Source organism: Bacillales bacterium, from assembly GCA_035700025.1.
GTDB lineage: Bacteria > Bacillota > Bacilli > Bacillales > DASSOY01 > DASSOY01.
On sequence record DASSOY010000083.1, the window covers coordinates 1 to 26,148 of the forward strand.

Annotated in this window: 28 protein-coding genes and 1 tRNA gene; 24 read left to right on the forward strand and 5 right to left on the reverse strand. The window is 50.0% G+C overall.

The annotated features are described in order from the left end of the window. Positions 1-360, forward strand: a 360-nt coding sequence (gene hisE, locus VFK44_14405) for a phosphoribosyl-ATP diphosphatase (protein ID HET7629561.1), incomplete at its 5' end; no start/stop codon positions are given. Positions 361-431: 71 nt separating this feature from the next. After that, positions 432-1,379: a thioredoxin-disulfide reductase gene (trxB, locus tag VFK44_14410; GenBank protein ID HET7629562.1), complete on the forward strand. Its 948-nt coding sequence runs from the start codon at positions 432-434 to the stop codon at positions 1,377-1,379. Between the two features lie 227 nt (positions 1,380-1,606). Here trxB and VFK44_14415 read toward each other — a convergent pair whose 3' ends face one another. Beyond that, positions 1,607-2,014, reverse strand: coding sequence for an RDD family protein (locus VFK44_14415; GenBank protein ID HET7629563.1), 408 nt, complete (start codon positions 2,012-2,014; stop codon positions 1,607-1,609). Between the two features lie 307 nt (positions 2,015-2,321). Here VFK44_14415 and VFK44_14420 point away from each other — a divergent pair, with 307 nt between their 5' ends. From VFK44_14420 to VFK44_14440, 5 genes are read left to right on the forward strand one after another with little or no spacing between them, the layout of a single operon-like run. Continuing rightward, the gene (locus tag VFK44_14420; protein HET7629564.1) at positions 2,322-2,807 is read left to right on the forward strand and encodes an 8-oxo-dGTP diphosphatase; all 486 of its coding nucleotides are present in this window, start codon (positions 2,322-2,324) and stop codon (positions 2,805-2,807) included. Positions 2,808-2,823: 16 nt separating this feature from the next. Beyond that, the gene (gene rapZ, locus VFK44_14425; protein ID HET7629565.1) at positions 2,824-3,705 is read left to right on the forward strand and encodes an RNase adapter RapZ; all 882 of its coding nucleotides are present in this window, start codon (positions 2,824-2,826) and stop codon (positions 3,703-3,705) included. Further along, complete coding sequence (locus VFK44_14430) at positions 3,702-4,664, forward strand: YvcK family protein (GenBank protein ID HET7629566.1); 963 nt, start codon at positions 3,702-3,704, stop codon at positions 4,662-4,664. Before rapZ ends, VFK44_14430 begins: the two co-directional genes overlap by 4 nt. A gap of 12 nt (positions 4,665-4,676) precedes the next feature. Further along, positions 4,677-5,624: a DNA-binding protein WhiA gene (whiA, locus tag VFK44_14435; protein ID HET7629567.1), complete on the forward strand. Its 948-nt coding sequence runs from the start codon at positions 4,677-4,679 to the stop codon at positions 5,622-5,624. A gap of 34 nt (positions 5,625-5,658) precedes the next feature. Next, complete coding sequence (locus VFK44_14440; GenBank protein ID HET7629568.1) at positions 5,659-5,916, forward strand: HPr family phosphocarrier protein; 258 nt, start codon at positions 5,659-5,661, stop codon at positions 5,914-5,916. A gap of 187 nt (positions 5,917-6,103) precedes the next feature. On the opposite strand, the gene clpP is transcribed toward VFK44_14440, so the two are convergent. Then, the gene (gene clpP, locus VFK44_14445; protein ID HET7629569.1) at positions 6,104-6,706 is read right to left on the reverse strand and encodes an ATP-dependent Clp endopeptidase proteolytic subunit ClpP; all 603 of its coding nucleotides are present in this window, start codon (positions 6,704-6,706) and stop codon (positions 6,104-6,106) included. A 234-nt stretch (positions 6,707-6,940) separates the two neighbouring features. On the opposite strand from clpP, the gene VFK44_14450 reads away from it, so the two are divergent. Next, positions 6,941-7,171 (forward strand): hypothetical protein, encoded by a 231-nt coding sequence (locus tag VFK44_14450; protein ID HET7629570.1) that lies wholly within the window; start codon positions 6,941-6,943, stop codon positions 7,169-7,171. A gap of 39 nt (positions 7,172-7,210) precedes the next feature. On the opposite strand, the gene VFK44_14455 is transcribed toward VFK44_14450, so the two are convergent. Both VFK44_14455 and VFK44_14460 read right to left on the reverse strand, forming a co-directional pair. Continuing rightward, the gene (locus tag VFK44_14455; protein HET7629571.1) at positions 7,211-7,564 is read right to left on the reverse strand and encodes a hypothetical protein; all 354 of its coding nucleotides are present in this window, start codon (positions 7,562-7,564) and stop codon (positions 7,211-7,213) included. A gap of 576 nt (positions 7,565-8,140) precedes the next feature. After that, positions 8,141-8,214, reverse strand: a tRNA-Arg gene (locus tag VFK44_14460). Positions 8,215-8,374: 160 nt separating this feature from the next. On the opposite strand from VFK44_14460, the gene rpoN reads away from it, so the two are divergent. Together rpoN and VFK44_14470 are read left to right on the forward strand one after the other, a co-directional pair. Further along, on the forward strand, positions 8,375-9,685 hold the full coding sequence (gene rpoN, locus VFK44_14465) for an RNA polymerase factor sigma-54 (GenBank protein HET7629572.1): 1,311 nt from the start codon (positions 8,375-8,377) through the stop codon (positions 9,683-9,685). Between the two features lie 110 nt (positions 9,686-9,795). After that, positions 9,796-11,082 carry a tetratricopeptide repeat protein gene (locus tag VFK44_14470; GenBank protein ID HET7629573.1) on the forward strand — a complete coding sequence of 429 codons (1,287 nt, stop codon included), beginning with the start codon at positions 9,796-9,798 and terminating at the stop codon, positions 11,080-11,082. Between the two features lie 201 nt (positions 11,083-11,283). On the opposite strand, the gene VFK44_14475 is transcribed toward VFK44_14470, so the two are convergent. Beyond that, positions 11,284-12,942, reverse strand: coding sequence for a M4 family metallopeptidase (locus VFK44_14475; GenBank protein HET7629574.1), 1,659 nt, complete (start codon positions 12,940-12,942; stop codon positions 11,284-11,286). Between the two features lie 326 nt (positions 12,943-13,268). Here VFK44_14475 and VFK44_14480 point away from each other — a divergent pair, with 326 nt between their 5' ends. From VFK44_14480 to VFK44_14545, 14 genes are all read left to right on the forward strand, one after another. Next, entirely contained in the window at positions 13,269-13,514 is a 246-nt protein-coding gene (locus tag VFK44_14480; GenBank protein ID HET7629575.1) for a glutaredoxin family protein, read from the forward strand. 127 nt (positions 13,515-13,641) lie between these two features. After that, positions 13,642-14,670, forward strand: coding sequence for a sugar-binding domain-containing protein (locus VFK44_14485; protein HET7629576.1), 1,029 nt, complete (start codon positions 13,642-13,644; stop codon positions 14,668-14,670). Positions 14,671-14,707: 37 nt separating this feature from the next. Further along, entirely contained in the window at positions 14,708-15,715 is a 1,008-nt protein-coding gene (gene gap / locus VFK44_14490; protein ID HET7629577.1) for a type I glyceraldehyde-3-phosphate dehydrogenase, read from the forward strand. A gap of 102 nt (positions 15,716-15,817) precedes the next feature. Further along, positions 15,818-17,002 carry a phosphoglycerate kinase gene (locus VFK44_14495; GenBank protein HET7629578.1) on the forward strand — a complete coding sequence of 395 codons (1,185 nt, stop codon included), beginning with the start codon at positions 15,818-15,820 and terminating at the stop codon, positions 17,000-17,002. Positions 17,003-17,013: 11 nt separating this feature from the next. Continuing rightward, positions 17,014-17,775, forward strand: coding sequence for a triose-phosphate isomerase (gene tpiA / locus VFK44_14500; GenBank protein ID HET7629579.1), 762 nt, complete (start codon positions 17,014-17,016; stop codon positions 17,773-17,775). Continuing rightward, positions 17,768-19,312 (forward strand): 2,3-bisphosphoglycerate-independent phosphoglycerate mutase, encoded by a 1,545-nt coding sequence (gpmI, locus tag VFK44_14505; GenBank protein HET7629580.1) that lies wholly within the window; start codon positions 17,768-17,770, stop codon positions 19,310-19,312. The genes tpiA and gpmI overlap by 8 nt, the downstream gene beginning before the upstream one ends. Positions 19,313-19,345: 33 nt before the next feature. Beyond that, entirely contained in the window at positions 19,346-20,632 is a 1,287-nt protein-coding gene (gene eno, locus VFK44_14510) for a phosphopyruvate hydratase (GenBank protein HET7629581.1), read from the forward strand. Between the two features lie 235 nt (positions 20,633-20,867). Continuing rightward, complete coding sequence (locus VFK44_14515; protein ID HET7629582.1) at positions 20,868-21,626, forward strand: carboxymuconolactone decarboxylase family protein; 759 nt, start codon at positions 20,868-20,870, stop codon at positions 21,624-21,626. A 36-nt stretch (positions 21,627-21,662) separates the two neighbouring features. Next, positions 21,663-22,568, forward strand: a complete 906-nt coding sequence (locus tag VFK44_14520; GenBank protein ID HET7629583.1) for an NAD(P)-dependent oxidoreductase — start codon at positions 21,663-21,665, stop codon at positions 22,566-22,568. Between the two features lie 2 nt (positions 22,569-22,570). Beyond that, positions 22,571-22,957, forward strand: coding sequence for a cupin domain-containing protein (locus VFK44_14525; protein ID HET7629584.1), 387 nt, complete (start codon positions 22,571-22,573; stop codon positions 22,955-22,957). A gap of 29 nt (positions 22,958-22,986) precedes the next feature. Continuing rightward, positions 22,987-23,361 carry a carboxymuconolactone decarboxylase family protein gene (locus tag VFK44_14530; GenBank protein HET7629585.1) on the forward strand — a complete coding sequence of 125 codons (375 nt, stop codon included), beginning with the start codon at positions 22,987-22,989 and terminating at the stop codon, positions 23,359-23,361. 35 nt (positions 23,362-23,396) lie between these two features. Beyond that, positions 23,397-24,815, forward strand: a complete 1,419-nt coding sequence (locus tag VFK44_14535; protein HET7629586.1) for an aldehyde dehydrogenase family protein — start codon at positions 23,397-23,399, stop codon at positions 24,813-24,815. A gap of 108 nt (positions 24,816-24,923) precedes the next feature. Beyond that, positions 24,924-25,595: a GntR family transcriptional regulator gene (locus VFK44_14540; GenBank protein ID HET7629587.1), complete on the forward strand. Its 672-nt coding sequence runs from the start codon at positions 24,924-24,926 to the stop codon at positions 25,593-25,595. Between the two features lie 94 nt (positions 25,596-25,689). Next, positions 25,690-26,148 (forward strand): NAD(P)-binding domain-containing protein (locus VFK44_14545; GenBank protein HET7629588.1); only part of this gene is annotated, 459 nt, incomplete at its 3' end.

Below are 26,148 nucleotides of genomic sequence, written 5' to 3' on the forward strand. Positions count from 1 at the left end.
GCGGGGCCGGCATGTCACACCGGCGCGTACAGCTGCTTTACAAAGGCGGAAACAAAGCCAGCGACGGTGGATCGTTTTGCGATCTTGAGCGAACTTGAGTCGGTCATCGCCGAACGCGAGGCCGAAAGGCCGGAAGGGGCGTACACGACTTACTTGTTCCGTGAGGGTGTCGATAAAATTTTAAAAAAAGTCGGCGAAGAAGCTTCCGAAGTGATCATTGCTGCGAAAAATCGCGATCACGAAGAATTAAAATGGGAAGCGGCCGATTTGTTGTATCATTTGCTCGTGCTGTTGCGTGAACAGCGGTTGCCGTTGGACGACGTCTTACAAGTTTTACAGAAACGCCATGAATCGAAATGAGCATTTTGGTAGACTTCCCCTTTTGCAAACGATAGCATATAATCAGCATAGAACTGTAAGGGGGATTCGTGGTGAGTGAAGACAAAATTTATGATGTCATCATTGCCGGTGCGGGACCGGCGGGAATGACGGCAGCCGTTTATGCATCTCGTGCAAATTTGGATACGCTTATGATTGAGCGCGGCATTCCCGGCGGGCAAATGGCGAATACGGAGGATGTGGAAAACTTCCCCGGCTTCACCCATATTCTCGGGCCGGATTTATCGAATAAAATGTTCGAGCACGCAAAGAAATTTGGGGCGGAATACGCTTACGGCGACATTAAAGAGATTCGGAACGACGGAGACATAAAGACAGTCGTGACAACGAAACAGGAATATCGGGCGTATGCCGTGATTGTAACGACCGGTGCGGAATATAAAAAATTAGGCGTGCCCGGCGAAGAAGAACTTGGCGGCCGCGGGGTGTCTTACTGCGCGGTATGCGACGGAGCCTTCTTTAAAGGGAAAGAACTCGTCGTCGTCGGCGGCGGAGATTCGGCGGTGGAGGAAGGCGTCTATTTGACGCGCTTTGCTTCGAAGGTGACGATCGTTCATCGCAGAGACGAATTGCGCGCGCAAAAGATTTTGCAAAAACGCGCGTTTGATAACGAGAAAGTCGAGTTCATCTGGAACCATACGGTGAAAGAAATTCTTGAAAAAGACGGCAAGGTCGGCAGTGTTCAGCTTGTCAATACACAAACGGGAGAAGAGCAAGAATTTCCGGCGGACGGCGTCTTCATTTACATCGGCATGAATCCGTTAAGCGAAGCCGTTCAGTCGCTCGGCATTACGAACGAAAACGGCTATATCGAAACGGACGAACGGATGGAAACGTCGATTCCGGGCATTTACGCAGCCGGCGACATCCGTGAAAAAGAGCTGCGCCAGATCGTTACGGCCACCGGCGATGGCAGTATTGCCGCCCAATCGGCGCAAGGCTACATCGAAACGTTGAAAGAAAAACAGCCGGTTTCTTAACCGTAACTCCCTTTTAATTCCACTGTAACAACAGTGAAACAATGAGCGGGTATTATAGAAAGTAAGAATTGACCCCCTTTTTATCATACACCTTTTGAAAGCACGGGATTTCTCCCGTGCTCTTTTTTTGTTTTGAGGATCATTCTCGTCTCTGCTCAAATCCATTCAGACTCTTGAGCGGTTACTCAAAACGGTTGAACCCATTCGTCACAAGGGTTTCGTTCCAGTTATGGAGCCTCGTGCGTGACGTAAGTGCCGGCCACAAAGTCGTGAATGGCTCGTTTGTCGCTTCTGAAGGCGACCATGAAAATGCTGACAATCAATGCAATTCCGAGCGTAAGAATGTAAATTAAGCCGGCGACGAAATTGCGAAGCAGCATTGTGCCTAGGCCGACCGGGCGGTCGTCCAAGCGGGTGATTCGAATGCCGCAGATTCTTTTCCCGACTGTATAGCCGGACCAAAAAATCGGGAGCAACAGCCCGTAAAGACAATCTACGATGTTTACGATGATCGAAGGATCGTCGTTGCCAAGAAAGGACAAAAACAAGAACAACACCCATAGAAGGATGCCGTCGAGAATTAACGCGAGCAGGCGGATCCAAAAACCCGCAGGTCGAACAACGCTTGATTGCATGGTCATCACCCTTTTCGGTTTTTTTTTATACGTATGTTGAAAAAAGAGCCGATGACCGTGCCTAAGCAAACTTTTTTCATGGATTAAGGGAATCGCCTTTGAGGCGGTTCAGGATTTTTGTGTAGCTTTTTTGAATTTGTTATTGGCGCCCGTGAAGGTTCTCGTTCCCATTTTTGCGCATAACGTAACAGAGATGGCGGCTTTGACGCCTCTTTATTTTAGGAGACTCGTAAATAATGAGAATTCTTCTTTTATTTCATTCGAACTGGCAACGCTCCTGTTGTATACTGGAAGAGAGGTGAAAAAGGTGCAAAGAATTGCGAACTGCCTGTTGCTTCACGATAACAAACTCTTATTGTTGAAGAAACCGAGCAAAGGGTGGTGGGTTGCTCCCGGAGGGAAAATGGAAAGCGGGGAATCCATCGTCGAGGCGGCCAAGCGCGAATTCCTTGAAGAAACAGGGCTGCATCTTAATACTCCGGTTCTCAAAGGCGTCTTCACTTTTCTTATCAAAGATCAAGGGAAAATGGTGGGCGAGTGGATGATGTTTACGTTTTTCGCCGATCGCTTTCATGGAACCCGGCTCGCCGAGAGCGATGAAGGAGAACTGGCATGGATTTCTGTGAACGAATGGGAATCGTTGCCGATGGCGGAAGGTGATCGCTATTTCCTGAGGATGATCTTGCAAAAGCCGGGCGTCGTTGTCGGAACTTTTACCTACACCTCTGAATATGAACTACTGGACTATCATCTAGAATCTCCATCGGACTGGTCGTATCCATCAATTTGTTAACGTGGGAGAGATCGTCATGGCAAAAGACATTCAAATGGTCATCATCACCGGCATGTCAGGGGCGGGGAAAACGGTAGCGATGCAAAGCCTGGAAGACCTCGGCTTTTTTTGCGTCGATAATTTGCCGCCGACGTTGTTGTCGAAATTCGTGGACCTGGTCAAAGAATCGGGAGACAAAACGAATAAAATAGCTGTGGTGATGGATCTCAGGGGACGGGAGTTTTTCGAGTCGCTCTTTGAAGCGATCGACCAGTTCAGCGAGGAAACGTCCGTCACGCCGCAAATCTTGTTTCTTGACGCGAAAGATTCGGTGCTCGTGCGCCGCTACAAAGAATCGAGACGGTCGCATCCGCTCGCGCCGAACGGCCTTCCGCTCGAAGGTATTCGTCTCGAACGCGGCATGTTAAGCGAAATGAAAGGGAAAGCGCAGCACTACATCGACACGACCGATTTGAAACCGAAGCGGCTTCGCGAAATGATCATTCAACGGTTTTCTGTGCCGAGCGAACACGGCTTTACGATTCAAGTGCAATCGTTCGGCTATAAATTCGGCATTCCGATTGACGCCGATCTCGTGTTCGATGTTCGTTTTCTGCCGAATCCGCATTATGTCGATCACATGCGTGAAAAAACAGGATTGGACGAAGAAGTGTCCGAATACGTGTTCAAATGGTCGGAAACGAAGAAATTTCTCGAGAAGCTGATGGATTTGCTGCAATATATGCTGCCTCACTACAAACGCGAAGGCAAATCCCAATTGATCATCTCGATCGGCTGCACCGGCGGCAAACACCGCTCGGTCGCTTTAGCCGAATATATCGCCAGAAACTTGTCGGATGATTATTCCACATTCGTGACCCATCGCGACATCGAAAAAGGAAAGGTACTTTCTGAATGAAGGACAAGAACAAGCCGAAACTCGTCGTTATCGGGGGAGGCACGGGACTGTCCGTCTTGTTGCGGGGATTGAAAAGGTTCCCCGTCGATTTGACGGCGATCGTGACCGTCGCCGACGACGGCGGAAGTTCGGGCATCTTAAGAAGTGAATTGGAAATTCCGCCGCCCGGCGACATCCGGAATGTTCTCGCGGCGTTGTCCGATGCTGAGCCGTTGATCAAGAAACTGTTCCAATATCGATTTCAAAACGGGAACGGTTTGAGCGGGCACTCGCTCGGCAACTTGCTGCTTGCGGGAATTACTTCCATTACCGGTGATTTTGTCTCAGGTATCCGCGAACTGAGCCGTGTGTTGAACGTCAATGGCATTGTGTTGCCGGCGGCCAATCACAGCATTGTGCTCAATGCCGTCATGAAAGACGGGACGGTCGTGGAAGGCGAATCGAAGATCCCGAAGATGAACAAAAAAATCGACCGGGTTTATTTGACACCAGACAACATTGAACCTTTGCCGGAAACGCTGGAGGCGATCAAACACGCAGATTTGATTGTGATCGGACCGGGAAGCCTGTACACGAGCATTTTGCCGAACTTGCTCGTTCCGAGACTGGGCGAAGCGGTTTGTCGGGCGCAAGCGAAAAAGGTATACATTTGTAATGTCATGACACAACAAGGCGAGACGAACGGTTTCACCGCTTCCGATCACGTTCAGGCCTTAGTCGATCATTTGCAATGCCAGTTTATTGACACGATCGTTGTCAATAATAAAAACATACCCGACGATATTGCCGAGCGTTATCAAGAGGAAGGAGCTTCGCCGGTGCGTTACGACGAAGAACGGCTGAAATCCTTTGGTTTTCAAGTGATCAGTGGTAAAATGATTCAATACGATCATTCGGTAGTGCGCCACAATGAGCGGAAAATTGCGAAGCTGTTGTACGCGATGGTGACTCCCGGATAAGAAGGTGAAAACATGTCTTTCGCGGCTGAAACGAAAAAAGAGTTGACGAGCGTGAAAGCCACCGGATCGCGGGCGCGTGCGGAACTTGCGGCTTTAATCCGAATGAACGGTACGCTTTCTTTCGGCGGCGGCAAGACGGTGCTCGACATTTCTACTGAGAACGCTGCCATCGCCCGTCACATTTACGAATTGATCAAAGTTGTCCGTTCGACGCCGGTCGAATTGCTCGTCCGTAAGAAAATGCGTTTGAAGAAAAACAACGTGTACATCGTACGGATTAGTCATGAAGCGAAGCTGTTGCTTGAAGATCTTGGCATCATTGATAAACATTTCACGTTCACCCGGAACATCTCTTTGGACTTGGTCAAAACGAAGAAACAAAAGCAAGCCTATTTGCGGGGCGCTTTTCTTGCCGGGGGTTCTTTGAATCATCCAGAGTCATCGTACCATCTGGAAATTTTCTCTTTGTATGAGGAACACTCACAGTCTTTGTTGAAAATGATGAACGAGTTCGATTTGCATGCGAAACTGCTGGAACGGAAAAAAGGTTACATCCTCTACATCAAAGAAGGCGAAAAGATTACGGAATTTCTCGGTCTCATCGGCGCCCACCGCGCGCTGTTGTTTTTTGAAGACATCCGCATTATGAAAGACATGAGAAACTCCGTGAACCGGCTCGTCAACTGCGACACCGCGAATTTGAACAAAACCGTCGGCGCGGCGATTCGCCAAGTCGAAGACATTCGACTGATTCAACATGAAATCGGGCTTGAAGCGCTGCCTGACAAATTGCGTGAAATCGCCGAACTCCGTTTGAAACATCAAGACGTAACGTTGACAGAGCTCGGAGAGTTGGTTGTAAGCGGAAAGATCAGCAAATCCGGCATTAACCACCGCTTACGAAAAATTTCCGACATTGCCGAGCGGATTCGTAAAGGAGAACCGGTTAAAAACCGATAAAAGAAGAAAGTGATCAAGGAAAGGAGGGCTGTGAATGGAAAAAGAAGTCACGGTCGAATTAAAAACGGGATTGCAGGCGCGGCCCGCCGCACTGTTCGTGCAAGAGGCGAATCGTTTCAGCTCTGATATTTTTCTAGAAAAAGGCGGAAAAAAAGTCAATGCGAAAAGCATCATGGGCATTATGAGCCTCGCGGTGGCTTGCGGGGAAACGGTAACATTATCGTCAAACGGCCAGGACGAAGCAAAAGCTTTGCAAGCCCTTGCGGATTTCATTAACAAAAAAGAATTGTAGGGACACCTCTCCGGCCGACGGGGAGGTTTTTTCTTTATCGGGTTTGGTAACGTATGCTTTGTGGAAGGGGAGACCTGTTATCGTTTTCGATCGGGCGTTTTCCGATAAAGGCGGGACATCGAAAGACGGAAATGCCGGCGTAAGCGGCTAAAGCAAAAAACGTGCGGTTATTCCCGCACGTTTTTTCTTATGATTTCTTATTTTTTTCGCTTTGATGGACGATGACGTCGTCGATCAATCCGTAGTCTTTCGCTTCTTGAGCGGACATGAAGAAATCGCGGTCCGTGTCCCGTTCGATGACTTCGAGAGGCTGTCCGGTACGTTCGGACATGATTTTGTTCAACTTCTCGCGCATTTTGATAATCCGTTTGGCGTGGATTTCAATGTCGGTCGCCTGGCCTTGTGTGCCGCCGAGCGGCTGGTGAATCATCACTTCGCTGTTCGGAAGCGCGAAACGCTTGCCTTTTGCGCCCGCATTCAGCAAAAATGCGCCCATCGAGGCTGCCATGCCGATGCAAATCGTCGATACGTCCGGTTTGATATGCTGCATCGTGTCGTAGATGGCCATGCCGGCTGAGATTGAACCGCCCGGACTGTTGATGTATAAAGAAATGTCTCTTTCCGGATCTTCTGCGCCGAGGAACAGCAGTTGAGCGACAATCGCATTCGCCACGTTGTCGTCGATCGGCGTGCCGAGCATGATAATGCGATCTTTCAAAAGTCTTGAATAAATGTCATAAGCGCGTTCTCCGCGGTTTGTCTGTTCAATGACTGTCGGGATCAATGGCATGGGAATTCCTCCTTCAATTTTTACAGGATGTTGGCAAAAGATGCTTTACCTAACCCTCATGTTACACAGAAGGTCAGGATAGGTCAAATATTATGTACGCCCGGTTTCCTTCTTCCATCATTCCCTCGAACCGTATTTTTAAACGTGTCGATCGGCTGAAGAAGAAACGAGGTATTGATGCCAATGATAACACATATGAGAGTAAAGAGAGAATCATGAACAATTGGAGAGGGAGTGTGGAAAATCAACAACCGGGCGGATCTCATACGGATCGCGTTAGCGATTCTCAGCGTAGTGAAGTTGGTGTTGTCTTCTTTCGGTATTGACTTGAAACAGGTCGTCATCAATGACATTGTCAATATTTTGGCGGGGGCGATGGCGGTATACGGATTCGTCAAGCATAACTTTATCGGCGAAAAAGGCGGTCGGCAAAAAGCCCACTTGAAAAAACAAGGGTTGTTGTAAAAAATCAAAGATCGCCGACGGCCATTAAACAGTTCCCTGTCAAGAAACGGTTCTCGTCGTTTTTCCGCTGCGGATCAAATACAAATGGATGAAGGATTCGATCGCGCTTAAAACGAGCGCGGCGATGACGGCTGCCGTAAACGTCACATCGATTTCCCTGAACATGTTCGCCGAAATGATCAACATGAGAAACAAGATAAAATCCGCGCCGACGCTGAGCCAGAGGGTTGATTTTATTGTAATCATATACTCCATGCCAACACCGAATAAGGCAAGAATCACGCCAAGTCCGAGCGGTTCATAAACGCTGGCGAAGTCCAAGCCGGGAAAGAGGTAAGTTAAACCGAGCATAGCGGCGGGCAATACGATCAATTTCATCAAAAGGCTTGTCATTGTTCATCCCTCCTATTTCTTTTAGAAAGCATGTCCAACTGCCGGAAATCTATGTGCCGCCTGCGAAAAACCTTGTTTGTCTTCCTTGGTTTGTCCATGCCGGGAATGCTTTTTTTTGCGATCGGGCATTGTCGATCATTTCGTTTGAAACGGGAGCTTTTTGTACATACTGCTCAAAAAAACCGAGGATGTGCGAAATGGATTTTTTTCGAGGCTGTTTGAACGGGTTATGGATGTCTGCGATTCTTTGGATGCTGATTTTCCTTGTTGTCCAACTCATTTTTCCGTAAAAGAAACCAAATACGACAAGGGTTCTGCTTATGCCCGTTCGGTTTCAGACCGCATCGAACACGATCGAGAGCCAGCTAAGGCGCCTAATCCAAGCAGAGGATTCGCACCAAACATGCACATCGTCAAAAATCATGGTGGGGTTGGCTTAATTCGGCTCGGGTTTCATTCCAACAGCCCCGTCGCTGCCCGAATGTCATAAAAAAAGCATGTCGAGAGAGATCTCGACATGCTTGAAACAGCCATGTGGACAAGAGCTTCAGCTCTTGTCTCGTCCTTCAAACAAAGCGCGCTCGGGAGGATTCGAACCCCCGGCACCTGGTACCGGAAACCAGTGCTCTATCCGACTGAGCTACGAGCGCATAACGATAACGACTTCAAATGCACAACGATTATTATACTGGATCTTCCGTCCGGATTCAAGAGGAAAATCCAACCGATTTCGTTGTTTCCGATCGTTGCGTACTCACGGTTTCCTTGAGCGTTTGAAAGCGGTTATAATTTGGGGGAGGGGGGAACGCAATGGAACTCGGATTGCTGCAACAGCAAACAACGAAACTCGTGATGACGCAGGAATTGAGGCAGGCCATCGCGCTGCTGCAATTTTCGCATCAAGAGCTGATCGATTTTATTCGCGAAGAGGAACTGAACAATCCTTTGATCGAAGTGCGCGAATCTTTCGTGGAAAGGCTTCCGGTCGTTTCTCCGTCGCGTTCGCCGCAACCTTTTTACGATCATGAAGGCATTTGCGCTCCGATGACGCTGAAAAACGATTTGTATCAACAAACGAGATGTTTACACATAAGCTCGGATCTGCGTGAGCGGGTTTTTTATTTAATCGATGCGCTCGATGAAGACGGCTATTTGCCGAAAACCATCCTTCCGCAAATGGCCGCAGAGTACGGGATTTCCGAACAGGCGGCGCAGGAATCGCTGGACGTCCTGCGACAGTTGGAACCGCCGGGGGTTGGTGCCCGTTCGCTTATAGAGTGCTTGCAACTGCAACTGCAGCGCAGCCATCCGGATAACGACCTCGCATTAACGATCATCGAACATGAATTGCCGCTGCTCGGTGAGCGAAAATGGCAGCAACTCGCCGATCGCTGCGATTCCTCGCTTGACGCGGTGAAAGAGGCGGCTCAGGTGATTCGTTCTCTTGTGCCGAAACCGGGAGCGGCTTATCAGCAATATGAACCGCATTATGTTCGTCCGGATTTGCTCGTCAAAAGAAATGAAGACCGTTTTGTCGTTACCTTATATGGAGACATGTCCTCTTACGTTCGTCTTAATCACCACTACCGTTCGCTGTTAAAAGGCAGCCCAAATGAAGCCTACTCATACGTTCGCCGGAAATACCAACGTCTGCTTTGGCTGCAAAAGAGCATCGAACAGCGGACAACCACACTGTTGCGGGTAGGGGAAAGCATCATTCGCCGGCAACATAAGTTTCTTGAAAAAGGAACGTCCGCGTTGGCACCGATGACATTGCGTGACGTCGCCGAAGATCTCGGTATCCACGAATCGACAGTCAGCCGGGCAGTGCGGAACAAGTGGATGCAAACGCCGTACGGGCTTCGTGAATTGAAATCTTTCTTTCCCTCGAAGGTTGCGTCACGGCAAGGGGAAACCTCATCGTCGCAAGTTAAAGCGCTCATGAGAACGATGATTCTCGCTGAGGACCTGACACGGCCGTTGTCGGATCGACAGATCGCCGATGAATTGCGGGACAGGCACGGCATTGAACTCGCGCGAAGAACCGTCGCCAAATACCGCGAACAACTGCACATTCCGCCTTCGGCCAAACGCCAATCATACCGAAAGGAGAAAGGATAGGACTTTTCTCCCGGTATGATTTCTTTATTTTACGAAAATACGAAGGACTCTAATTGCTGATTCCAGAATATTAACAATGTGGTAAAAACTAAGAGAACGGGTGAACCCTCATGAAGCATGTCGGCGAGGAAATCCGCAACCGGCGGAAACAACTTCGACTTACTCAGACGGACGTAGCCGGGGAAAACATGTCCATTAGCAAGTTGAGTAATATTGAAAACGGAAAGTTGCTGCCGGATCCTGCGACATGGAAGCATTTGCAGAAAAAACTAGGACTGAGTGAAGATCTGTTGAATCACAAGCAGGTACTCGACCAAATCCGGTTTATGCTCGAACAAGCGGAAACTTATGAAGCAACGCAGCTCATCGAAAGGGCGGAAGCGAAGTACCGTCAATGTATCGAACTGTGTGAACGTGCCCTGTTGTACGACAAAGCCGGCCAATGTTGCCGGAAGCTGGCCAACATCCAAATGAACAAAATGAACCATGCAAAAGCCATCGAAAGTTTGAAGAAAGCGTTGGAAATGTTTGAACGCACTGGAAATTGGGAACGAGCGGCCGAATGTGAAATGGCATTGACCCGGGTGTATTATCAGATGGAACAGTTCGAACGGGCGCTGCAGCTCGCACGCAGGACCTTACAGCGTATCCCGGAAGACGACGAGACATTGAAAGGGCGCGTCCATTACAACGTGGCTTCCGTTTGTTACCGTATGCAAATGTTCGACGAGGCGAACTTCGAATGTGACCAGGCGCTTTCTTATTTAAGAAAGGACGAAAAGCGATATCGGATGGCCGCGCTCATCTTGCAAGGTATTTTATTAAAAAGAGCAAGGATGTACACGTTTGCGGAAAACCGGCACGAAGAAGCCAAAACGCTCGCCTTGCAGTTGAACGACACGGGAAGTCTCGGCGTGTGCTGGCACAATCTTGGGGATGTGGCCATGGAAAGCGGCTTGTATGCCAAGGCGCAGGAATGCTTCAATACCGCCGTCGAGGTGAAGCGGGAAAACGGGGATCAGCAAAAGCTTGTACGCACTTATGCGTATATCGCCGAATTGTTTCGTCGGATGAACCGGCCTGAAGAAGCACTCAAATTGGCCGAGTGGGTATTGGCTGAAACGCGAAAGTCCCGCTTGAAAACCGATGAATTTCTGATCGTGAAAACACTGAGCTTGATATGGAAAGCACTCGGAGATGAACAACGATTTCTCGACTTGTCGTACAAAGCAATGACCCTTGCGGATCGACTTTCTTTTCGGTATGAAAAAGCCCAGCTGTTGGAACGAACGGCTCACTATTATCACGGAATCGGAGATGAAAAACGCTGCGTGGAGAAGCTGCACCAAGCTTTTCTCATAAAATCGGCTGACGAAGGGGAGGTGAAACAAGCATGAAAAAGCTGCTCATCGCCGTCTTGGCGTTGGCGCTCGCGCTCGGTGCCGGGAGCGCCTTCTTTTCTCCGACGGCCGCGATCGTCGCTGAAGATGAAATCGGCCCTTTTTAAATGACGGTTAAACCGGTCCTTTTGAGGGACCGGTTTTCTCATGAAAAAAACCAGCCCGTAAAAGGGCTGGGCTTGGGAATGAGAGAAAGAATTAGTAGACGCCAACCTGGTTCCAGGCGTTGGCGATCACGTTGTATTCGGATCCGTAGCCGTAGAGATCGGCGGCCGATTGAAGCAACGCGTAACGCGCGTCGCTGAAGTTCGACGTCGGCCCGAGGTACAAATTGAGCGCACGATAATAGATTTGTGCCGATTTGCTTCGGCCGATCTGACTCATCGTCAAGTAACCGGCTTTGTTCGGAATGCCGCTGTTTGTGTGCACGCCGCCGTTGTCGGAACTCGTGTACACGTACTCGCTCATATGGTCGGGCTGGCCGTATTTCGGAGGATTTTTCAAACTGCGCAAGGCGTCTCCGTAAACGCCGGGCGTGTACACTTCATCGCCGACGACGTAGCTTTCCCATTCGATAAGAACACCGAAGACGTCGGACATCGATTCGTTCAAGGCGCCGGGCTGGTCGTGATATTCGAGTCCGGCCGTTCTTTCCGTAACCGCATGGGTGATTTCGTGGCCGACGACGTCAAGGTCCCCGGAAAGCGGGCGGAAGGTAGAACCGTCTCCGTCACCATACACCATTTGCTGGCCGTTCCAGAACGCGTTGTTATAGTTGTAGCCGTAATGAACCGTCGAGCGGATCGTCGATCCGTAATTATCATAGCTGTTGCGGCCGAATCGATTATAATAGAAATCGTAGACGACACCGGCGTAATAGTTTGCATCGACGGCAGGGGCTTCGGAATATGCGGTGAACGCATTGTCGTAATCGACGAGGTAAGGACCGGGAAGCGCCGTTCCATTTTGCGCCGTGCGCGTTTCAATGACTCCGCTCATCGGTTTCGTGGTGTCGTATAAGTAATAATAGCCGCCCGATAAATACAGGTTGAGCGGTTTATAATCGCCCAGTACCCCGTACCCGTATCCGGTTGTCGGACCGTCGTATGCGACAGCATTGTATTTGTGCAAAATCGATCCGTCTTTTGCATCGACGAAGATTTGCCAATTGCCCGGTTCCGGCTGAATGAACTGCAAGACGACGTGATAGGCCAGTTTCGGAGTGCCTTCATCCTCGAAAATGACAAGCTGCACGTCTTCGTTCGTATTTTTTACTTCCTTTTTCTTCCCTGGAGCCGTTTCGATTTGCTTGTTTCCTTTTACGATCGTTTCAGCCTTCGTTAATCCGATCGCTTCCCAGCCGGCCTCAAGGGCTTCTTTTCTTGGAATCGCCGGTGTGACGGAATCCAATTTTTTGTCGAAGGAAGGGTCAACATCACCGTTTACTGCCCGCACGGTACCGTCTTTTCCGACGTGAACATAGAAATAGTTGCCTTCAACCGGTACGCCGTCGACCAGTTGCACAAACTTGAAATGTTTCATGCCGAGATCGTCCGTCGTCGTTTGTTCGAGCCGCAAATCTTGCTTCGGATTGAGATGGAAAAGGTCTTGGTGGTTTTTGATGTACGTTTTTACGTCTTTGGCGTTTCGGATGTTGCCGCCTGACAACACACCGGATAAGAACTCGAGTTGTTGATGATTCTCGCTCCATTCGGCCAAGAAATGATCGCCGGTTTGCTTCTTCATTGCATCCAAGGCTTCGTTCGCTTGAGAAGAACCGTTAGCAGCCGCATAGGACGGCAGCGACAAACTGAGCGACAAGGCGACGGTCGAGAGAGTAACCAAGCTTTTCTTCATGTTCAACCTCCTGTAAGATGATTTAGAGAACTCGCGAGAATTCTCTTTCGCTTACTGGATTCGTTGTTTTCCGGCAAAATGCCTGTCATCACGCATTACGAAAAAACGGGTTCAAAAATTTTACGAAACCTGAGCATTTCCCGGGAAATTTTTGTAGAAATTTGAAGAATCCGGTCTCATCGTGAAAAATCGGGACAAAAGTTTTCGAGATTTGGGAAATCCGTAGGAAACAAGGGGAAATAGCCGCATAAGTTAGGGCTTATTTCCTATCTCGGACGGAAATGATAAAATAAGCGTGCAACGTTGTGGAACGAGGGGGCGGCAGGATGATCGTGCATTTTTATACAAAAAAAGGATGTCCGCTTTGTGATGAGGGAAAGGCGATCACGGAAACGTTAGCCCGAGAATTCGCCTTTGAATTCAAAGAAATTGACATTTACGAAGACGACGAATTGCTTGAACAATACCAGTTGATGATACCGGTCGTCGTTGCCGACGGCACACAATTAGGGTTCGGGAAGTTGTCGGAGCAGGAGTTGCGTCTAGCGTTTCAAAACTTGTTAAGCGGGTAAAAAGGTTCACAAAGCGTTCATTTTCTGTTATAATTTTCTGCAGGTGGAAAACCGCTCTTTTTTTATCGGTTTGAGGGACAAAAAATGACCACGCGGGACATCATGAGTCCCGACAGAAGGTGAAACTGTGGACCATGTCATGGCGCTTCAAAAAAAATTGCTTCCGGATCTGCTCGCGGTGATGACGAAGCGATATCGCATCCTTCAATACCTTCGCCTCATGGGGCCGATCGGAAGGCGCAGTCTTTCGGCGAGTCTAGGGATGACGGAACGGGTGCTTCGCGGCGAGGTGGAATTTCTGAGCAAGCAAGGCCTGACGATCACCACCGGCCAAGGCATGATGTTGACGCCGGAAGGTGAAAAGCTGTTGGACGGTCTTGAGGAAACGATGAAACAAGTTTCCGGATTGAGCGACCTCGAGCAAGCGTTGCGCCGGAGGCTGAACGTGAGGGAAGCGATTGTCGTGCCGGGCGACAGCGATCGCGAACCGTGGGTGAAGAAGGATCTCGGCCGGGCGTGTGCGGCGTTGTTAGGCCGTGCGCTAAGGGAAGAGAACGTGATTGCCGTCGCCGGAGGCACAACGGTGGCGGAAGTGGCGGAGCTGATGCGGCCGGTTCGCGGGAAGCGGACGCTGTTCGTGCCGGCGCGCGGAGGATTAGGGGAGCGCGTGGAGAACCAGGCGAACTCGATCTGTGCGCGGATGGCGGAGAAGGCGGAAGGCAGCTACCGGTTGCTGCATGTGCCGGATCAGTTGAGCAACGGAACGTATGAGACGTTGGTCGAGGAGCCGGGCGTGAAGGAAGTGCTGGCGTTGATCCGCAGCGCCGACGTCGTGATCCACGGCATTGGCGAGGCGCTGACGATGGCGAAGCGGCGAAAGTCGTCGCCGGAGTTGTTACGGAAGCTGGAAGTCGAGGGTGCCGTTGCGGAAGCGTTCGGCTATTACTTTGACAGCGGAGGCAACGTTGTGCACAAGGTGAAGACGATCGGTTTGCAGCTGGAAGATTTGCAGGCGAAGAAAACGGTCATTTCGGTGGCCGGCGGAAGTTCGAAAGCGGAAGCGATCGCGGCGTTTTTTGAGAAAAGTCCGCCGTCGGTGCTCGTCACCGACGAAGGGGCAGCTTCCGCGCTCGTATCGCGGTCTGTTGAAAAATGATCATTTATGGAAAATGAACAAAGGAGATGAAGGGGAAATGGCAACGAAAATTGGCATTAACGGGTTTGGGAGAATTGGAAGGAACGTGTTTCGCGCGGCATTGAAGCATCCGGAATTGGAGGTTGTCGCGGTGAACGACTTGACGGACGCGGAAATGCTCGCCCATTTGCTGCAATACGATACCGTTCATGGAACATTGGATGCGAACGTGGAAGTCAACGGCGAAAACCTTGTCGTTGACGGAAAGGAAATCATCGTAAAATCTGAGCGTAACCCGGCGGACCTTGGTTGGGGAGATCTCGGCATTGAAATCGTCGTTGAATCGACCGGTCGGTTTACGAAACGTGATGACGCTGCGAAGCATTTGGATGCGGGTGCTAAGAAAGTAATCATCTCCGCTCCGGCAAAAGAAGAAGATATTACGGTTGTTATGGGTGTGAATGAAGACAAGTATGATGCTGGAAGCCACCATGTCATTTCCAACGCATCCTGTACGACGAACTGTCTTGCTCCTGTTGCCAAGGTACTGAACGACAAATTCGGCGTGCGCCGCGGGATGATGACAACGGTACACTCGTACACGAATGACCAGCAAATTCTTGACTTGCCGCACAAAGATTACCGCCGGGCTCGTGCAGCGGCAGAAAACATCATTCCGACGACGACAGGTGCTGCCAAAGCGGTATCGCTCGTCCTGCCGGAGCTTGAAGGCAAATTGACGGGCATGGCGATGCGCGTGCCGTCGCCGAACGTTTCAACGATCGACCTTGTGGCGGAACTTAATCGAAACGTAACGGTAGAAGAAGTCAATGCCGCATTGAAGGAAGCTGCCGAAGGTGACTTGAAAGGCATTCTCGGTTACAGCGAAAAGCCGCTCGTATCGAGAGACTATAACGGAAACGAACTTTCATCGATCGTCGACGCGCTTTCAACGCTCGTTCTCGAGGACAATCTGGTTAAAGTGATTTCCTGGTACGACAACGAAACTGGTTATTCCAACCGGGTCGCAGACCTTGCGAGCTACGTCGCCGAACAAGGCTTATAAGTCTCCCTTTCGTCCGCGCTTTCGGCGCGGGCGATTGTGGCATTTGCCGAACCGATAAGGTAGACTAAGGCTAGAGTCCGTAAGGGAGGAATTCGTTTGTCGATGAATAAGAAAACGATTCGAGATCTTGACGTAAAAGGCAAGAAGGTGTTTTGCCGGGTCGATTTCAACGTGCCTATGAAGGATGGAGAAATCACTGACGAAACAAGAATCCTTGCAGCCTTGCCGACCATTCAATATTTGATCGCTGAAGGGGCGAAAGTTATTTTATCGAGTCATTTGGGCCGGCCGAAAGGAAAAGTCGTCGAATCCTTGCGCCTTGATCCTGTCGCCCGAAGGCTGAGTGAACTGCTTGTCAAGCCAGTAGAAAAACTAGACGACGTCGTCGGTCACGAGGTAACGAAAGCTGTTGCTGATATGAACGACGGAGACGTTTTGCTGCTTGAAAATGTCCGTTTCCATCCGGGTGAAGAAAAGAACGACCTTGAATTGTCGAAAGCGTTCGCGGATCTCGCCGAAATTTTTGTGAATGATGCTTTTGGCGCCGCTCATCGTGCGCACGCCTCGACAACCGGAATCGCTCAATACATACCAGCGGTTGCCGGCTTTTTGCTGGAAAAGGAATTAAACACGCTCGGAGCGGCAATGGAAGCGCCGGAACACCCGTTTACGGCTATTATCGGAGGGGCGAAGGTCAAAGACAAGATCGACGTCATCGACAACTTGATCGGAAAAGTCGATCATTTGTTGATCGGCGGCGGTCTTGCCTACACTTTCATTAAAGCTCTTGGTCACGATGTCGGAAAATCGCTTTTGGAAGAGGATAAGATTGGGCTTGCGCAATCGTTTCTCGACAAAGCGGAAAAGAAGGGAACAACTATTGTGCTTCCGAAAGACGTTGTTGTCGCCGACGACTTTTCCGATGAGGCGAACACGAAAACGGTGAAGATTGACAGCATTCCGTCCGACTGGGAAGCTTTGGACATCGGTCCGGAAACGCGGGAAGCGTTCCGGGAGATTATTTTACAATCGAAATTGGTCATTTGGAACGGCCCGATGGGGGTGTTCGAGCTTGCTTCGTTCGCTAATGGTACGCAAGCAGTGGCGCAGGCGCTCGCGGATGCGAGAGAAGCTGTAACGATCATCGGGGGCGGCGACTCAGCAGCGGCGATCGAGAAATTCGGCTTGGCAGCGGAAATGGACCACATTTCGACCGGCGGCGGGGCTTCGCTTGAACTCATGGAAGGCAAGTTATTGCCGGGCGTAACAGCATTAAACGACAAATAAGAGGTGAGCCGATGCGAAAACCGATTATTGCAGCAAACTGGAAGATGAACAAAACGATCGATGAAGCGAAATTGTTTATTCGAGAGATCGTCGGAAAAGTGCCGAAGGCAGAAAAAATGGACACCGTTGTCTGTGCTCCGGCTTTGTTTTTGGATGCGCTTGTGAAGGAAGCTGCGGGCAGCGACGTGCATATCGGCGCGCAAAACATGCACGATCAAGAGAGCGGCGCATTTACGGGCGAAATCAGCCCGGTCGCGTTGAAAGATCTCGGTGTGACGTATGTGATTCTCGGGCATTCGGAACGGAGACAATTGTTCGGCGAAACAGACGAATTTGTGCATAACAAAGTTCGCGCAGCGTTTGACCATGATTTGGTGCCGATCGTATGTGTCGGCGAAACACTGGAAGAGCGTGAAGCAGATCAAACGGAAAAAATTGTGCGTGAACAAGTAGAGAAAGATCTTGAAGGTCTTTCTGAGCAGGAAGTGCAGCGGACGGTTATTGCCTACGAACCGATTTGGGCGATCGGCACAGGAAAATCTTCTTCTGCAGAAGATGCGAATATGGTTTGTGCTTATATCCGCCGCGTACTTGCTGAAAAATTCGGATCAAAAACGGCTGAAGCTGTACGCATTCAATACGGCGGCAGCGTAAAGCCGGCAAACATTGAGGGTTTCATGGCGCAATCGGATATCGACGGAGCACTTGTTGGCGGTGCCAGCTTGGAAAGCGAATCGTTCCTGCAATTGTTGGAGGCGGGGCAACATGTCTAAACAACCGACAGCGCTCATCATTCTTGACGGTTTCGGATGCCGTGAGGAAACGAAGGGCAATGCGGTCGCACAAGCTGAGAAACCGAATTTTACTCGTTACTGGAACGAGTTTCCGCACACGCATTTGCGGGCGGACGGCGAAGCCGTTGGGTTGCCGGACGGACAGATGGGCAACTCCGAAGTCGGCCACTTGAACATCGGTGCCGGCCGTATCGTTTATCAAAATTTGACGCGCATCAACTTATCGATCAAGGAAGGCGATTTTTTTGAAAAAGAACCTTTCTTGCACGCGATTGAGCATGTGAAAAAATACGGTTCGCGGTTGCACATTTTCGGGTTGTTGTCGGACGGCGGAATTCACAGTCACAGTGAACACCTGTATGCTTTGCTTCGCTTGGCGAAGCAGCATGATGTGGAAGATGTGTTCGTTAACGCATTTCTCGACGGCCGCGATGTCGGTCCGCAGTCTGCGGTCGATTACATTCATGAATTGCAAGGGAAAATCGACGAGTACGGCGTTGGTACAATTGCCACGTTGTCCGGGCGCTACTATGCGATGGACCGCGATAAGCGCTGGGATCGTGTAGAGAAGGCTTACCGTGCGTTGGTGTACGGGGAAGGCCGCCAATACAAAGATCCTATTGAAGCGGTTGAAGATTCCTATAAAGAAGAGGTTTACGATGAATTTGTCGTGCCGACGGTCATTACACGCGAAGACGGCAGCCCGGTTTCGACGGTTCAAGATAACGACGCCGTCATCTTTTTCAACTTCCGCCCGGACCGCGCGATTCAGCTGTCTCAAGTTTTTACAAATCGTGATTTCGATGGATTTGAACTTGGGGAAAAGGCACCGAACAACCTTCATTACGTAACGATGACGAAATACAGCGACACGGTGAACGGTGAAATTGCTTTCGGTCCCGTAGATTTAAAGAATACGTTTGGCGAAGTGGTCGCCAACAATAACTTGAACCAGCTTCGGATTGCCGAAACGGAGAAATATCCGCACGTCACTTTCTTCTTCAGCGGCGGACGTGAACAAGAGTTTCCCGGGGAGAAACGCCTGCTTATCGATTCTCCGAAAGTGGCAACGTATGATTTGCAGCCGGAGATGAGTGCTTACGAAGTTACCGATGCGCTTGTGAAAGAAATAGAGGCAGACAAGCACGATGCGATCATCCTGAACTTCGCCAATCCCGACATGGTCGGCCATTCCGGAAAATTGGAACCGACGATAAAAGCGGTCGAAGCCGTAGATGACTGTCTGGGCCGAGTGGTCGACGCTTTGTTGAAGAAGAACGGGGCGGCGGTCATTACTGCGGACCACGGGAACGCGGATGAAGTCGTGACGCTTGAAGGCAAACCGATGACGGCCCATACGAAAAACAAGGTGCCGGTTATCGTAACAAAACAAGGCATTGCATTGCGGGACGGCGGCATTTTAGCTGACCTGTCGCCGACGCTGCTTGATTTGCTTGATGTCGATCAACCGGAAGAGATGACGGGACGGTCGTTGATTGAGAAGAAAAATCGTTGACCACAATTCATCAATTAAAGGAGTTATCGAACCATGTCCATGATTACGGAAGTTTACGCAAGGGAAGTGCTGGATTCACGCGGGAACCCGACGGTGGAAGTCGAAGTCTTTCTGGAATCAGGCTCAGCCGGACGAGCGCTCGTGCCAAGCGGGGCATCGACCGGGGAATACGAAGCTGTTGAATTGAGAGACGGCGATAAAGATCGTTATCTCGGAAAAGGGGTCTTGAAAGCCGTCGAAAACGTGAATGAAAAAATGGCACCGGAGCTGCTCGGTGTCGAAGCGTTGGATCAAGTCGGCGTCGACAAGCTTTTAATCGAGTTGGACGGCACGGAAAACAAAGGCAAATTCGGCGCGAACGCGATTCTTGGCGTATCGATGGCGGTGGCGCATGCGGCAGCCGATGAAGTTGGATTGCCGTTGTACCAATACCTCGGCGGATTCAATAGCAAAACGCTGCCGACACCGATGATGAACATATTGAACGGCGGCGAGCATGCCGACAACAACGTCGACATTCAAGAGTTTATGGTGATGCCGGTCGGTGCTGAGAACTTCGCCGAAGCGTTGCGTACGGGTGCAGAAATCTTTCACCACTTGAAGAAAGTACTGCAGGCGAAAGGCTACAACACAGGTGTAGGCGATGAAGGCGGCTTTGCTCCGGACTTGTCGTCCAACGAAGAGGCGATTCAAACGATTCTCGAAGCGGTCGAGAAAGCCGGCTATAAAGCGGGCGAAGATGTGAAAATCGCGCTTGATATTGCGTCTTCGGAAATGTACGAGGCCGGCAAGTACCACTTGAAAGGCGAAGGCGTGACGAAGACGTCGGAAGAAATGATCGAGTACTATGCAGAACTCGTGGAGAAATATCCGATCGTTTCAATTGAAGACGGCTTGGACGAAAACGACTGGGACGGTTGGCAGAAGCTGACGGAACGTCTTGGCGGCAAAGTGCAGCTCGTCGGCGACGACTTGTTCGTCACGAACACGAACAAGTTGGCCGAAGGGATCAAGAAGGGCGTCGGCAACTCGATTCTCGTGAAAGTCAACCAAATCGGTACGCTCACAGAAACGTTCGATGCGATTGAAATGGCGAAACGCGCCGGCTACACGGCGGTCATTTCGCATCGTTCCGGCGAGACGGAGGATACGACGATCGCCGACATCGCGGTCGCGACAAACGCCGGCCAAATCAAGACGGGCGCGCCTTCGCGCACCGATCGCGTCGCGAAGTACAATCAATTGCTGCGGATCGCCGACGACCTGAATGGAATCGGGGAGTATGCAGGCGTGAACGCTTTTTACAACCTGTCGAAATAACGCAAAAGCGCACTGAAATCATAGATTTCGGTGCGCTTTTATATTGTTAATTTTGTGAAAATTAGTAGTTGACAAAATATAAGGCTTGTACTACACTCGAACTAACGAAATATATTGTCGACAATACACAATACACTATGCACAAATGAACGAAACCGAATGAAACGATCATGATGACGCACTTTTCACGACGGCAACGCTTGTTTGAAAGTGCGTCGACTTGCGGGGGATGAGGGTGGAATTAACGGCTGAACAACGAGGTTTGCGGGAAAGGTTCATCGATACTTTCGGTTATTGGCATGAGTTGTGGAACGATCTTTTGGCGGAAGATCCGGTTTTCTTTGAAGCGTACGTAAATTTTGGCGGTGTCCCTTGGAAGCGCAATCATTTGCCGCCGAAGGTGAAAGAATTCATGCATATTGCCGTTGATGTTGCGGCGACTCACATGTATGAACCCGGTGTTCGCGAACACATCAGCAACGCGCTTAAACTTGGCGCAACGAAAGCAGAAATTATGGAAGTTTTCGAGCTCACGAGTACGTTAGGCATCCATGCGTGTAATTGCGGCGTACCGATTCTCGTCGATGAACTCGAGAAAACCGGTGTGCCATTGGATCGGAATCTTTCGGAACGGCAAGAACAGCTGAAACAAGAATTTACCGACAAACGCGGCTATTGGAATCCGTTTTGGGATGACCTTCTTGTGTTGGACACTGATTTCTTTGCATCGTACATTCATTTTTCATCGATTCCCTGGGAGCATGGCGTGCTGGAGCCGAAAGTGAAAGAGCTCGTTTACACCGCTTTCGATGTAGCTTCCACGCATATGTTTGCGCCGGGCTTGCGCCAACATATCCGAAACGCGCTGGCCTGCGGAGCGACGAAAGAAGAAGTCATGGATGTCATTGCGATTGCGTCAACGCTCGGCATTCACGGCTGCCATCTTGGGGTACCGATCCTCGTCGACGAATGGAAGAAGAGAGACCACGAATAAGTGGCATAGGGCTATACGTATTGGGGAGGAGAAGGAATGACGGACGGACATACAGAAAAGGTCGGCTTTATCGGACTCGGAAATATGGGCGGGCGTATGGGCAGGTGCATCCTTCAGAATGGGCAAACGCTTTTCGGCTATGACGTGAATCCGGAACAGTTGAACATTCCCGGGTTACAAGCGGCAGGAAGCGTCGGTGAACTCGTGCAAACAGTGGATATCGTCTTGCTCTCGCTTCCGAGCAGCGCGATCATAGAAAAAATCGTTCTAGGCGAAAATGGGGTTTTCGATCACGCACGGGAAGGACAAATCGTCGTCGATTTAAGTACAGCGCGCGTTTCGTCAAGCCGGGCGATCCATGATGCGCTTGCTGGAAAAGGCGTCAGCTTTCTTGATGCCGGCATTTCGGGCGGGGCGAAGCTTGCGGAGAAAGGTGAGCTGACGCTGATGGTCGGCGGAGACGCCGAGGGTCTCGAAAGGGTGCGGCCGATCCTCGAACTGTTCAGCAGCCATATCTTTCACATGGGCGGGAGCGGCTCCGGCCATGCAGCGAAAATCTTAAACAACTTTTTGAACGGAATCAGCTTGGCGGCAACAGCCGAGGTGATGGTTGCAGCGAAAAAAACCGGCCTCCATTTAGAGACTTTCTTGAACGTTGTCAACAACAGCAGCGGCGTCAATTTTGCAACCATCAACCGGTTTCCGTTCATCATTAAAGGTGATTATCTCGAAGGCGGCTTGACCGGCGAACTGATGGCAAAAGATCTTCATTTGTATCTGGAGTTGATCAAAGAGCTCGGGGTCGTCAGCTTTCAAGGGGCGAGTTGTCTCAATGCGTTTGAGGTCGCCAACGGCATGGGTTACCGCCATGAAATCAGCAACAAAGTCGTCGACGCTATAGGAGATTTAGCCGGCGGCGTTCGATTACACAAGGAGGGTTAAGGATGGAGGTTGTAAGAGGAAGAGCAGGGAAACCTTCGGAAAACCGTACGGCCACGTTCACGGGCAAAGTATGGGGGGACGGCATCCTCAGTACGGGCAACGTCACCGTAAATGACGTCTATTTCGAGCCGGGAGCGCGCACAAACTGGCACAAGCATGAAGAAGGGCAGCTGCTTCTCATTCAGCATGGCGCCGGTTATGTCGTCAACGAAGCCGGCGATGTTCTCGCTGTTAGAGCGGGGGACAAAGTGTTCATCCCGGCAGGGGAAGTGCATTGGCACGGCGGGGCACCGGATTCGTACATGCTTCATACGGCGATTTCATTAAAGAAGACGGAATGGCTGCATCCTGTATCTGATGACGATTACGAAAAGGCAGGCAAGGAATAAACGATCACGGAGATGAAGGAGGACTATTAGTGGGAAACAAATTTGACGAAGGTCTTGAAGTGAGAAGAAGTGTGCTGGGAAGCGAGTATGTTGATAAGGCTTTGAAAAACGTTGATGCATTCAACGAACCGATTCAGAAATTGGTAACCGAATATTGCTGGGGAGAGGTTTGGACGCGTCCGGGATTGACGAGAAAGCAGCGCAGCCTGATTAACTTGTCAATGATCACCGCCTTGAACCGCCCTCACGAATTGAGAACCCATGTCAAAGGGGCTCTCAACAACGGTTGTACGCCTGAGGAAATTCAAGAAGTTTTTATGCAATGCGCCATTTATTGCGGGGTGCCTGCTGCCCTTGACAGCTTTAGAATTGCGACGGAAGTGCTGAAAGAATCTCAAGAATAATTTTTCAATAAAATTTGTACCGAGGAGGCGCACAGGTGAACAAAAGAGGGTTGTTGATCGGCGGTGAAGAAATCTTCACAAGTTCGTCGTTCCCCGTGAAAAACAAATGGACGGGTGAAGTCGTTGCTCACATTGCCAGCGCGGAGAAGTCGCATGTGGATCTCGCGGTGGACACGGCCAGCGAAACTTTTAAAAAAGATCGCTTTTCGCCTTATGACCGTTACGAAATCTTAAACCGCACCGCCCAGCTTATGCGGGAGCGCAAAGATCAGTTCGTGGAAGCGTTGGTGCTCGATGTCGGTAAACCGATCAAAGAAGCGCGAGTGGAAGTGGACCGGGCGATCCAGGTCATGATCTTGTCTTCGGAAGAAGCGAAAAGAATCGGCGGCGAAGTCGTACCGCTCGCGGCAAGTCCGGGCAATCAAAAGAAAATGGGCTACTACGTTCGTGTCCCGATCGGCGTTATTTGTTCAATCACGCCGTTCAACTTGCCGTTGAGCTTGTCGTGCCATAAGTTAGGTCCGGCGATTGCCTCAGGCAATACGGTCGTCTGGAAGCCGGCCTCGAATACGCCGTTATCGGCCTATTTGCTGTACGAAGCTTTGGCAGACGCCGGGCTGCCGGCCGGTTATGTGAATCTCATTTGCGGTTCCGGTTCGACCGTCGGGAAATGGCTGATGGAAAATGAAAAGATCGGCAAATATACGTTTACGGGAAGTTCAGCCGTTGGGAAATATATATCTGAAAACAGCGGCTTGAGAAGCGTTTCTTTGGAACTCGGCAACAACTCGCCGAACATTGTCCATCACGACGCCGATCTTGATCATGCCGCGAAAATGTGTGCCAAATGGGGTTTCATTAATGCCGGTCAAACTTGTGTTTCGGTCCAAAGAATTTTGGTGCACAAAGATGTGAAAGATGCCTTCGTTGAAAAGCTCGCGGAATGTACGTCACAGCTCGTGGTCGGTGATCCTTTTAACGATGCTACCGACATCGGTCCGCTTATTAGTCAATCGGAAGCGGTTCGTATCAAGGAATGGATCGACGATGCGGTCGCGCAGGGGGCGAAGATTGTCATTGGCGGGGAACTCGACGGGCCGGTGGTTCAGCCTACGGTGCTCGATCTGGTGACGACCGAGATGAAAGTCGCCTGCCAGGAAATTTTCGGACCGGTACTTTCCGTCATGACCTACGAGGATCTGGACGATGCCATTGAGGAAGCGAACGATACCGCCTACGGCTTGCAATCGGCCATTTTCACAACGAATCTCAATACAGCGATGGATGCAGTAAACAAACTTCACACCGGCGGCGTCGTTGTGAATGATGCCTCGACATTCCGTTCAGATTTAATGCCGTACGGCGGAATCAAAAACAGCGGCATCGGCAAAGAAGGCCCGAAATACGCCATCGAACAAATGACAGAGATGAAGATGGTTGTGATCCATCTCTAACGATCTCCTCTAGATTCCTAGAAAATTTTTATATGGGATTATGCTATAATCCAACTATACATATAAAAATTCAAATAATCAGGAAATTGAGGAAGGATTTTGGATAAGATGAAATTTGATAAGCTGACTTTATCGCAAAAGATTGCAGAAGACGTCGCCAGTCAAATTGTCGTCGGCAAATTGAAACCCGGCGAACGATTGATCGAAGATGAGCTCACGGAGATTTACGGGACAAGCCGTTCACCGATTCGGGAAGCGCTCTATTTGCTGGAAATTCAAGGCGTTGTCGAACGAATTCCGCGAAAAGGCGTTTTCGTGAAAAAGTATACGAAAAAAGAAATTTATGATTTGTACGATGCGATTTACAGCATTCAGGAAGTTGTCTTGTATAAAGGAATGGAAACGTGCACGCAAGATCAATTGGATGAAATGTATGCGATTCTTGAGAAAATGGAAACGTTTATCGAAAAGAAAGATTTCAAACAATGCTTTTTGCTGATCGAGGACATTCAACTGAAATTGTTTGAGCTGCCGAAAAATCAAACGTTCATCGACATTTACCAACGGTTGAACAAACGCTGGACAACTTTTCGCTACTTGTCGTTGTCCCATCCGACAAGCTTGGTGCGGTCAATGAGGGAATACAAAGGCATCGTTGAAGCAATCGAAAACAAAGAAATACAGTTAATCCGAGAGATTTTACACATGAAAATGACCAGAGGCTTATCTGTGCTTGAGAGAATCATTGAGAGCCGCGAGGAACAGGATGTGACGGGTTAATGGCGGTTCTCTCGGCTTATATACTGTCGACAATATATAATGTTCAATCGATAATAAATCCGAACAACGGTTAAAGTTGAGAAAGGTGGCTGACATGGCAGCAGTTGAATGTAAAATCGGCCTCGTTGGCATTGGGAACATGGGCTATCATTTTGCCAGACGGCTGTTGGAAAACGGCTGTCAACTCGTCATTCACGACAAAGACGAAGAAAGACTAAAAGCTTTCGAAAGCTTTGCAGGCGCTGAAATCGTACATTCTCCGAAACACGTAGCGGACGAAGCGGAGATTGTGTTTGTCAGTTTGCCGACGCCGTCGGTTGTCAGTATCGTCGCTTTAGGAGAAGACGGTTTAATTCATGGAGAGAAAATGAAAACGTATGTCGACCTGTCGACGACAGGTCAATCGAAAGCGAAAACAATCGCTGCCAAGTTAATTGAAAACGGCATCGCGGTACTCGATTCTCCTGTCAGCGGCGGCGTTCCCGGTGCGGAAAAAGGAACGTTAGCGGTCATGGTCTCCGGTGCAGAAGAAATTTTTACAAAAGTCGAACCG